The sequence below is a fragment of the Candidatus Methylomirabilota bacterium genome, from assembly GCA_027293415.1.
Taxonomy (GTDB): domain Bacteria; phylum Methylomirabilota; class Methylomirabilia; order Methylomirabilales; family CSP1-5; genus CSP1-5.
Map to the genome: position 1 here is coordinate 1 of JAPUFX010000128.1, position 10,508 is coordinate 10,508.

Here is a 10,508-nt window from a genome sequence, read left to right on the forward strand (position 1 = left end):
CCTGGAGCCGGCGAGAGGGGTCGAACCTCCGACCTGCTGATTACGAATCAGCTGCTCTACCACTGAGCTACGCCGGCCCGAAGTGTTACCTAGCACAGCGGACCAGGCGAGTCAAGGAAGGGACCCCCGCGACAAGCAACGAAGCCCAGAAGCCAGGCCGCAGCAGCCGGTGAGCCGGTAAGAGGTCGCCCACCACCCCCATCAGTTCCTGGGCTTGTCCCCCCCGACACTGAAGATGCCGTACCAGAACCTGGCAGGCGAGAGGACGGCGGACGATTTGCTGCAGTAGCTGGCACACCCGCTCCTTGGGATCGAACTCGCGCCGGTACGCAACGGCGTAGGGTTCGAGGGCAGGCAGGGTAGCCTCTCCCTGCCGAAGCGCCTCTGTAACAGTGTCTGCCGCCAGTTCTGCCCCCTTGAGCGCCTGATAGATCCCCTCCCCCGTCATCGGATCGTAGTACCCCGCGGCATCACCAACGAGCAGGAACCCGTACCCCGCAACCCGCTTTGCTCGACACGCGAGTGGACCCAGGATTCGAAGGGAATTCAGGGGTCCAGCCCCATTGAGCTTCCTCCGTACTGACGGATAGGCCGCGAGGAGTTCGCGAAAGACCTCCTCCCATGGCCGGTGCAGCGGCAGATCCCGTTGGTCCACAACCACAGCGACATTCGCCGTTGCAGCTCTCTGGGGGTTCAGGATGCAGTATCCCGCTCTTCCCAGATACACTTCTCCGAGATCGCCTTGCTCTGCGGGCATCTGAAAGCGCTGGACAAAGGCCACCTTTTGATGGGACGGGTGCCAGGCAAAAAGCCCAAGGCGGCGGGCTACCACAGAGTTGCGACCGTCGGCCCCGATGGTGACGGAGGCAGTGAAGTGGCGCGTTCGCCCATTGGATGCACCGATCACACCGGCAACTCTGTCCCCAGCGCGGATGAGATCCACTGCCCGCCACCCCTCAAGGCATTCGGCCCCGGCACGGCGGGCCGCCTCGAAGAGGAGGGTGTCAAAACGCTCCCGGGGAAGGGCGTACCCGTGTGGTGGAACCCCTTCACCGGGATACGTCCCCGTAAAAATAGTTCCTGCCGAGGTCTCGACCCGCACCCCCCGGATCGGCTGAGGACCGACCCCCTCCAGGGTGTAAAGCACTCCGAGGCGCCTGAGCAACGGGACACACCCCGGGCTGAGATACTCGCCACACGGCTTGTCCCGAGGGAAGTGCCCCTTGTCCAATAGACACACCTGAAACCCAGCTCTGGCCAGCAGGATGGCGGCCGCACTCCCCGCCGGCCCCCCTCCCACAACCAAAACATCCGCAGTGCGTTTCATTCGGTTTCTCCCACCACTACCCGGAACCGCACATCGACCTCGTCCTTGACCGTGATAAAGAGGAAAGATGGGCGCTCGATGGCATAGTCACTCATCTTGAGAGTAGTTTTCCCCTTCACCTCGAGACCTCGGTCACCCAAAATGAGCGTCGCGGGAATACGGAGGTCTTTGGTCACGCCGTGAAGGGCAATTTCCCCTTCCAGTGTAACACCAACCACGCCCGCGTCCTTCCGCAGATCGGCAAGACCGGTCAGGATAAATCGGATCTCCGGAAACTTTCCGACCTCGAGGTAATCCTCCCACATGAGCCGATTGCGTCGACCAATCCCGGTATCGAGGGCCTTCGCCTGAATCGCCACGCAGCCGACCGCATCCTGAAGTCCCTTCGTCATCACGACACCCGAGACCGCGGTGGTCTGACCCTCGAAGTCGTGCAGTCGTGCATCGGCCACAAAGACGACCTCACCCTCCAGGATCATTCGCATCTGGGGAAAAAACCGATCGATGAACAGCCCTAGAGGGATTTCACATGCAGCGAGGGGCTGAACTCGAATGGAGAGAAGCAAAATCAGGCAGAAACTAGCGATCCGGGGCCCGGTCATCTCGATACCTCACGTGCAGCATCCACCAACACTTCTCACAAAGGAACTGCCCGTAAAATCGGGGAGGACCCGTGATAGTCTTGAGCGGGTCCGGTATTGCTGATGGGAAACCTCTTATGGTTTACTGAAAGAGGAAAGCGGAGATTTCGCCCTCGAGATCAATTATGAGCCGCAGGGGGTGTTGTGGCTGCGTAGCTCCCGAATGGTAAAAGTACACAAACCCAGTAACTCCGCGATCTGGCTTGAGGGTGATCTCTTTTAAGAGAACTCCCAGGGTGGTCTCCGGCACCTTTTCCAGGAAGGTTCCCGGTGCGTCCCGTTGGGGACGTACAAAGACTTCCTCCACAAGCTCCGCCATCTCTTCTGCCAACTCCTCCCTTTGGGCAGGGGTCAACGCGGGCGACCTAAACTCGGCATCTCCCACCTTGACCGTATCAGAATCTGACGGATAAGGGGCGATCGCTCCTGGATCTGCCTTGACGGAAAGTCCACGGATTCTCGCACTGTAATAATCGCGCAGCCACTTCTCGGAAATGGGGAGGAACAGCTCCCCGGTCGCATCGGCTAAATACACATGCTCTGGGCCAAAAAGGACCGCTTTCCCCGTACGGTTTCTGAGCGAGACCCGCGCCACAACAATGCGGTCAGCCCGCTTCGAAATGCCGGCCTCTTGTAGTGAGGCCTCCGTTATGGACGCACTCGCCCCTCGCGCCTCGCCAGCCGGCGGGAGACTCGTGATAAAAATCTCGGGTTTAGAAGCACAGCCCACCATCCATAGGATCAGACCACACAGGCACAGGAGTTTCCGCACGCTATTCTCCTTCTGCTCAGTTTCGACGGCCACTCGCTGACATTTCTAGCACTTCCTCGCACTTCCTGCCAAGGAAAACTTAGCTCGCACCAGCGTTCTGCGGGCCGCTGCGTTGGTCTTGACACCGCCGAACGAGTAAGGGATACTTATGTCCCCCCAAAAGGCGGAGGGGTAGAATCGGGGTTGGCCCAGATGTTCCTCGCCCACCTCCGACTGAAGCGTCGATGCAGCAGAGAACGAAACGCTCTTCCGGTGTTTACGGCCTGGGAGGGCGTTCGGTTTTCTGACGTCACGCCGGCTATGATAGTCACCTTGTCAGGAATCCGTAGATGAAATCCATGCCTCTCTGGGGAGGCCAATGTGAAAAAAAATGAAGCGAAGACACCTGATGACCCCTTAAGGGAATTGGTGGAAATCCGCCAACGGATTGCAGTATTGGAAGCCATAGAAGGTGAGCGCAAGCGGGCAGAAGAGGCACTGCGGGAAAGTCAGGAACGTTACCGGATGCTCGCGGAGAATAGCGCAGTAGGCATCTGGCATATTTCTGTGGACGGCTATACGATCTATCTGAATCCCGCCATGTGCGCCATGCTCGAGATTCGGGAACCCGAAGAGGTCGCGGGCAGAACCTACCACTCCTTTTTCACCCATACAAGCCTCGACCGGATTGCGGACGAACATGCCAAGCACCGGCTGGGCATCGCCTCAGTCTACGAAGTCGAAATCGAAGGGAAGCATGGCGGGAGGTGCAATGTCGTCGTCTCCGGGGCACCCCTGTTCTCGGCCGATGGTAAATTAAAAAGCATCATCGCGACCTTCATCGATATCACCAAGCGCAAAGAAGCCGAAGAGGCACTGCGCGAGAGCGAGGAGCATTACAGGGCTGTAGTTGAGAACGTGGCCGACGCGATCGTGATTAGCGTGGAAACAAGGCGAGTCTTCGTGAACAAAGCCTTTCTGGAGCTCCACGGACTTTCCAGCCCGGTCCAGGTTCTGGGAACATCCCTCGACCAATTCATCGTACCCGGGGACAGGCAGCTGGTGACCGAGCGAACGTTAGCGCGACAACAGGGCCGTCCTGCGCCCAGCGTCTACGAATACCGGATCACCAGGCTCGACGGAGAAGTGCGGACGGTCCAAACTTCTTCTGTGCCCATCAGCTACCACGGACAACAAGCCACATTGGCAGTTCTTCGCGATGTCACCGAACTCAAGCGGGCCGAGGCAGAGCTGCAACGGCTCAGTCATCAGTCCGAGCTGATCTTAACTTCGGCGGGCGAAGGTATCTATGGACTCGATGCAGAGGGAAACGCCACTTTTGTAAATCCGGCTGCCGCAAGAATGATTGGATGGGAGATCGAGGAACTGATCGGCCGCCCCATGCACGCGATCCTGCACCACTCGCAACCCGACGGTACCCCCTACCCCGAGGCAGCGTGTCCAATTTACGCTGCGTTGAAGGATAGAGCCGTCCATCGCATGGACACCGAAGTATTCTGGCGAAAGGACGGCACGAGCTTCCCGGTGGAGTATATCAGCACTCCCATTCGCGAACACGGCGAACTCGTGGGTGTGGTCGTTACGTTCAAAGACATCACCGTCGAACGGCAGACGGAGCGGCTTGCCATGTTAGGGCGCGTGGCCGCCGGAGTGGCCCATGAGCTGAACAATGCCCTCAGCGTTGTGCTGGCCTGTGCCCAGCTCCTTCTCAAGCGGACCGATCCCCAGAGCGACGTGTATCACGACCTCGAGCTGATTGAGAAGTATGCCGACACGTGCGGGCGGATCGCACAGGACCTCCGGCGGCTCGGTCGTCCATTGCCGCTGAAGCGGGAGCTCGTCGAGCTCCACCCCCTGATCGAGGAAACACTCAAGCCCCTTGACCTCAACCTGGCGTCCCGGAAGGTTCACGTCAAGGTGATCCTGGACCCACACCTCCCTCCCCTCTCGGCCGATCCCCGGCTCCTCGGCCAGGCGCTGCTTAACCTAATCACCAATGCAGCCGAGGCGATGCCGGAGGGAGGGATTCTCACCGTCAAAGCCCGGTTGCGTCAGAAGGACTCCGTGGAAATTGCCGTTTCGGACACCGGCGTGGGCATTGCCCGGGAGCATCTCAGCCGGATCTTCGAGCCCTTTTTCACGATCAAATCGAGTGGTGAGGGGATGGGGCTTGGCCTGACGATCACCTCACGCATCGTGCAGGATCACGAAGGCAGTCTCGAGGTCAAAAGCGAAGTCGGTCGCGGGAGCACCTTCCGCATTCTCCTGCCTCTTCTCGAGATCCCCAAGTCTACTTCTCAGCCTTTGGATGGCTGATCGGTCTTCTCTCCCTGCTTACCCTGCCCTGAGCAACGAAGGTGTGTAACCTGGGACAACTTCAAGACGTGGGGCACGACTGTCCCAGTTAATTGCAGAGTATTTGTGTTCGCCTCCGTTGGTCCTGGGGCAGCCGTGCCTCAGTTGACGTAAAAGATTTCCCCTCCGCAACGCATCTTTCTCCACTCTTTAGCTGAAGAATCGGGGAGTTACCTCTCGGAGGATAGGACTCCTTCCAGTGGCACCCGCCTTGCTGATTTTAAGTAATTTGGATGAGTCTACAGGGATCCAGGGGAGGCCATTCCGGTAGCAGGAAGGAGGTGTATCATGCTACGGATAGAAGCGTTATTAGCGGATTTCCCCAAGAGCTGGGTCCTCGAGGATGGGACCAAGGTCACCGTACGCCCCATGGTAAAGCAGGACCGGGATAAGCTGGCGCTTTTCTTCAAGCACATTCCTGAGGAAGAGCTGTACTTCCTGAAGGACGACGTAACCGATATCCGGACGATCGACGGTTGGGTTGAGACCCTGAACTACAGTCGGGTGTTGCCACTCGTCGTTGAGGCGAATGGGCGAATAATCGCCGATGCATCATTTCACCGCCGGAGGGAGGGGTGGCGGCGACATCTGGGTAGCGTGCGCGTCGTTGTGGATCCCGACTTCCGGCATAAAGGACTTGCCTCGCACCTGATTGACGACTTGACGGCCATCGCCAGGAAGGAAGGTCTCGAGGGTCTGTACGCAGAGATTCCGGCCGATGATCAGGGTGCCATCGGGGTGTTCCGGGCACGAGGGTTCACGCAGGTAGCCATGTTCGAGCGGAACATCCTCGATCGTGCGGGGAAGTACCACGATCTGGTGGTGTACCGCCTGGAGCTGACCGAAAGAAGGTGACCGCTGGCGCATTAGACGTCGCTGGGATTAGCCAAACCGCGACCGATTTCAGCCACGTTTGCTCGGCATCGCACAGTTATTTACCTCCAGGAGCCGTGGGCAGACGCCGCGTCCTTGTCCATCATGGTGGGTCACGGCATCGTCCACCTTTGGGGTCTGGTGCGGTTCGAGGAGGAACAGCGGGCCCTGCGCGTCGCCGCCGAAGCTGTTCCGGGCGTGCGGAAAGTTCGGGACTACCTGCGCCTGTCGCCAGACCTACTACCCTTTGCCTAGGAAGCGGATCCTCACTACTTAAGGCTTCTCCTGTAGACGGCTTCCGGGCCATCCTTCCTCCTGGGAAGGCGTCCTGCTTTTGAAATCAAAAGAGAAATCGCGCCAGGCCGAGACGGAGGGGTTGGGCAAGGGTGTGGCTTGGCCCTGGATTTGCAACGGGTACATGACATACATACCCATCTACTCTATAATTATTAGATCACCAGCACCCCTCTCATAAATGCTTACAGTGCGGCTTCTGCAAACACCCTTTACGAACATATGCAGAAAGTGGCAAGTGTTTTCTGGGATCACCGGTTCTTACCACCCAACAGGAGGGAAACAATGAGGCGTTGGATTATTGTTCTCTCTCTTGCCATGCCATTCGCAACGATACTTTCCCTCCAGGGGTCCCTGTCGGCACAAACACCCCCTTCCCCAGAGCAGAAAATTGCCGCTCAGGTGAACGGAAAAACCATCACCTACCAGGAGCTGGACAACGAATTTCATGCTCGCACCCGGGTCCCATTTGAGAAGGTCCAGGATGATCCCGACGCGCAAAAAGTCCGAAAACAGATATTGGAACAGATCATTGACGAAGAATTGTTGATGCGGGAAGCGGAAAGACAGAAGATGCGAGTGACCCCAGAAATGGTCGATGAACGCTTCAAGAACATCCGGGACCGTTTCCCCTCTGAAGAGGCCTTCAACCAAGCCCTGAATTCCAGAGGGATCACAGCGGAGAAACTGCGTGACAATATCCACAAGGGATTGTTGCGCCAACAGATCATCGATGAGGAGGTCTCGCAAAAAGTCTCTGTCTCTCCAGAGGAATCACAGTCCTTCTTCCAGGAACACAAAGATGATTACGTGCAGGAAGAAGCGGTACACGCCAGGCATATCTTATTTAGAGTAGCTGCTGATGCATCCCCTGAAGACGACCACAAGGCAAAGGACCGGGCGAATGCGGTGTTGACTAAGGCGAAAAATGGAGACAATTTCGCCAAGCTGGCACAGGAGTTTTCTGAGGGTCCGACGAAAGAGAAGGGAGGCGACCTCGGCTATCTCGGTCGGGGGAAAATGGTGAAGCCTTTCGAAGATGCTGCCTTCAAACTCAAAGCCGGCGAGATCAGCGATCCGGTGCGGACCAGGTTCGGCTACCACATCATTAAGGTGGAAGACCGAAAAGAGGCCAAGCATCTCTCCTATGAGGAAGCACAAGATCAAGTAAGACAGAAGGTGACGGAAGAAAAAGCGATTGCACTGTATCGGGAATATATCGCAACACTGAGTGCCCAGGTCACCGTCACCGTCAATTTGAAGTAGCTCTCACCTGTTCGGGGCCAGCCTCGACACGGATAGCTTCTGACCTGGTCGATCCCACCGGAGACATCGCTTCCCTTTTTTCCGAGTTCCACCCGATGAAACGAGTTTCGACGCGGGCTGAATTTTGAGGCCTGAACTCAACGGATTTGCCCCCCGACAGGAGCCACAAGGCCCTTGTGCACCCCTCTTCGGTTGTCCCTAAGCCATTAAAAAACCAGCCTGGTCGTATCTGTTACACCACCTGAATGCATGCATGCAAAAACTGCATATTGACATGTAGTTAACGCGGAAACTATGTTTCATTCTCCGGGCCACCGTCACTGCTTCCAGGGGGCTGCCATCCTTTATCGAGAGGACGCACTCGCCCGATAAGTGGCGCCAATAGTCAGCACGGGGATTTCGTCCTTTCACGGGGAGGTGAAGCGATGCGAACGCTGATGGGGACTATCATCGGCTTGCTGTTCTTGGGCACGCTGGGGCTCCAAACGGGGATGGCGGCACAGTCCAGGAGCGCAGACACAACGCGCGAACCCGCGAACATCCGTGTCAGGGAGGTCAGGCGAGAATCGCAGGCGGAAGGGCTCTTGATAATCTATGAATTAGAGAACGCCTCGGTCAAACGCTGGGACCTGAATCGCGCCGAAGTGCACGTATTTGATCACGACGGCAGGCGGATCGGCCTCGTCCGTCCCTTGTTGACGCTGTTCCGCCTGGAACGGGGGACCGTGGAGTTTTTCCGGGCGCGAATTCCGTCGACAATCCTGCCAGAGGCGCACCGCCTCGAGGTCCAACTCTTCGTGGAGAAGTTTACGGGCTACCCGGTTGCCGATCCAGTTCCCCAACGCTTGGTTTATGCCTTTCCCATGAAGCCACGGCCGACGCAGGCCCGGTTTCAGGCAACGCATGCCCGCCTCCTCCGGGGAATAGGGAGACTCCAAGTGGAACGTGCCGGGATGGTGGAATGGGAAGGGAGCCCTCGGGCCATCGTCCTGCGCCTGACCAACCGAGGTCGTGAGACCCTTTCAGACGTTGTCCTCCAGGGGGAGATCATGGGAACCAACGGACCGATCCAGCAGTTCAGGCTTCCTGTGTCGCCCAAGTACCTCCGGCCCGGGGCCGAGGCGTATGTATCCGTCGCGGTCCCCAAGGCTATCGTTAACCGAGCAAAAGGAATTTCGCTCCACGCCTTCTACCTCAAGGCAAAAGAAGGGGACGCTGTTAGATATGTTGAGGATCTGAAGTTTCGCGGGAGAGGAGGCAGTGACGAACTGGCGGGAAGCTTCAAACCAGCGGGAGGGGCGTCCCAGTAAAATCGCGACCCCTTCTTCGTAAACCCGTACAACAATCCTGCCCCGAGGCGAGATTGGAGCGAACGACTCATGACACTCAGGACCTTCTGGAATGTCCTGCGGTCTCGGGAGAGGAGATCGGCCATGTTTTCGGGATCGGCGTCACCCGTCCTGCAGACGATCTATCAGGGCTTTCAAGAGCAACGGCGGACCATTGACCACCTCAAACGCTATGAAGATGTTACGTATGACGTCGTCGTCCGCCGGTTTGCCTCTCTCCGGCAGGACCTGGCTGCGATCTTCCATGTACCAGGGGAGCAGGCCGTCATCGACCGGCGGGTCCAAGAACGGCGGAAAGCTCAGCAGCCTGTTGCCCTCGATCGGCGGAAAGGGATCGACCGGCGGGTATCGCGGCAGGGGAAAGCACCACACTTTCATGGGGAGCCAGGGAGTGCGTAAGTAGTCCATACGGACGATAAGAATCCCACGGGCGTCGGGGCAACCTCGGCGCCCGTGGTGTTTCTGGCTTTCGCTGGGTCTCGTGGGATTTTTCCTCTCAAGGGCACAATTTCGGGTATACAGTCTAGGGGGCTGGGACTGTGCCCATATTCACCCCCTTGTAAAAACAAACAAGAGCACCTATCCTAGCCATAATCGCGGCAGAGTCGGTGTGGTTGAGCGCGCCTTTGACGGGGAGTTTCCGTCGATGCTGGGCGATCGCAACCGCTAAACTGCATCAGTCGTAATGATCATTGCGACTTAGCTCTCCATCGCCAAAAGGCAAGCCGTCGCGGTAATGTGAATAAAAGGTGAAAAGAGACCCAAAACCATTTGTGTTTATCCTGCTCATCGCCGCGGCATTGCTCAGCGGCTGTGCGCGGACCCCGGAGGCGGTCCCCCCAAGCTTCTTGGGTCCCACGACGGGCCAGTTCGTCAACGGCACACGATGGCGGGTTGAAGTCTTCGTCGATGCTGACCCGCAGGCCCTGCAGAGCAGACCCGGCATCGTGTTGAATCCCCAGGAGACACGGCAGCACAGCCTCAACTATACCGCCCATCGGGTGATCGCCTGGGCGTATGTGGACACACAGTTCGGCACGCGGACGGTCGGGTGGTACGACCGGACCCTCTTGGTGGATCCTTACGCCACCAAGTGGACCCTGCAGTTCAACGAGGCCGACTTCCATTCTGCTGCCGGCCTCAAAGAGACAGCAGCCGGGGAGGCCAAGAAGAAGCGTGAAGTAGGCCCAACAGCCTTGCGCCGGCAGGACTACGGCACTCCTCACTCTTCTCTACGGGAATTGAAGGTTGCTGCTATGCAAGGCCATATCGTAGCTCAGTTCAATCTCGGCTGGATGTACGCGAAGGGCGAGGGCGGCGTAAAGCGGGATTATACTCAAGCGGTCAAGTGGTACCGGATGGCCACTGAGCAGGGCGACGCCTGGGCCCAGAACAACCTCGGGAAGATGTACGCCAGAGGTGAGGGCGTTCCACGGAATCACGTTCAAGCTTACATGTGGTTGAGTCTTGCTATCAAGGGGGGCTTCAAACCGGCCATCGCGTCCCGCGATAGGCTCGCCAAGAAAATGACTGCTGCCCAGATTTCGGAGGCTGAGAGTCTGGCCCACCATCCTCAAGGCCGTGAGTAGCCGCTGGTCCCGTGTCCGGCTCGCAATCCTCAGAATCGCGCA

10 protein-coding genes and 1 tRNA gene are annotated in these 10,508 nt (G+C 58.0%); 7 read left to right on the plus strand and 4 right to left on the minus strand.

The annotated features are described in order from the left end of the window. Positions 1-2 precede the first annotated feature (2 nt). The 4 genes from O6929_08890 to O6929_08905 form a co-directional block, all read right to left on the minus strand. Positions 3-77: transfer RNA gene (locus O6929_08890), tRNA-Thr, on the minus strand. A gap of 8 nt (positions 78-85) precedes the next feature. Continuing rightward, positions 86-1,327: a geranylgeranyl reductase family protein gene (locus O6929_08895; GenBank protein MCZ6480501.1), complete on the minus strand. Its 1,242-nt coding sequence runs from the start codon at positions 1,325-1,327 to the stop codon at positions 86-88. Further along, entirely contained in the window at positions 1,324-1,929 is a 606-nt protein-coding gene (locus O6929_08900) for a YceI family protein (GenBank protein MCZ6480502.1), read from the minus strand. The genes O6929_08895 and O6929_08900 overlap by 4 nt, the downstream gene beginning before the upstream one ends. Positions 1,930-2,050: 121 nt before the next feature. Then, positions 2,051-2,740, minus strand: a complete 690-nt coding sequence (locus O6929_08905) for a hypothetical protein (protein MCZ6480503.1) — start codon at positions 2,738-2,740, stop codon at positions 2,051-2,053. A gap of 360 nt (positions 2,741-3,100) precedes the next feature. Between O6929_08905 and O6929_08910 the strand changes: the two genes are divergently transcribed. The 7 genes from O6929_08910 (at position 3,101) to O6929_08940 (ending at position 10,466) form a co-directional block, all read left to right on the plus strand. Continuing rightward, the gene (locus tag O6929_08910; GenBank protein MCZ6480504.1) at positions 3,101-5,056 is read left to right on the plus strand and encodes a PAS domain S-box protein; all 1,956 of its coding nucleotides are present in this window, start codon (positions 3,101-3,103) and stop codon (positions 5,054-5,056) included. A gap of 327 nt (positions 5,057-5,383) precedes the next feature. Further along, a complete protein-coding gene (locus tag O6929_08915; GenBank protein MCZ6480505.1) occupies positions 5,384-5,950 on the plus strand; it encodes a GNAT family N-acetyltransferase in 567 nt (188 codons plus the stop codon). A gap of 78 nt (positions 5,951-6,028) precedes the next feature. Further along, positions 6,029-6,223, plus strand: coding sequence for a BON domain-containing protein (locus tag O6929_08920; protein MCZ6480506.1), 195 nt, complete (start codon positions 6,029-6,031; stop codon positions 6,221-6,223). Between the two features lie 324 nt (positions 6,224-6,547). Beyond that, positions 6,548-7,528, plus strand: a complete 981-nt coding sequence (locus O6929_08925) for a peptidylprolyl isomerase (protein ID MCZ6480507.1) — start codon at positions 6,548-6,550, stop codon at positions 7,526-7,528. 425 nt (positions 7,529-7,953) lie between these two features. Beyond that, positions 7,954-8,838, plus strand: coding sequence for a hypothetical protein (locus O6929_08930; GenBank protein ID MCZ6480508.1), 885 nt, complete (start codon positions 7,954-7,956; stop codon positions 8,836-8,838). 123 nt (positions 8,839-8,961) lie between these two features. Next, positions 8,962-9,276 carry a hypothetical protein gene (locus tag O6929_08935; GenBank protein MCZ6480509.1) on the plus strand — a complete coding sequence of 105 codons (315 nt, stop codon included), beginning with the start codon at positions 8,962-8,964 and terminating at the stop codon, positions 9,274-9,276. Between the two features lie 374 nt (positions 9,277-9,650). Next, on the plus strand, positions 9,651-10,466 hold the full coding sequence (locus tag O6929_08940) for a tetratricopeptide repeat protein (GenBank protein ID MCZ6480510.1): 816 nt from the start codon (positions 9,651-9,653) through the stop codon (positions 10,464-10,466). Positions 10,467-10,508: the final 42 nt, after the last annotated feature.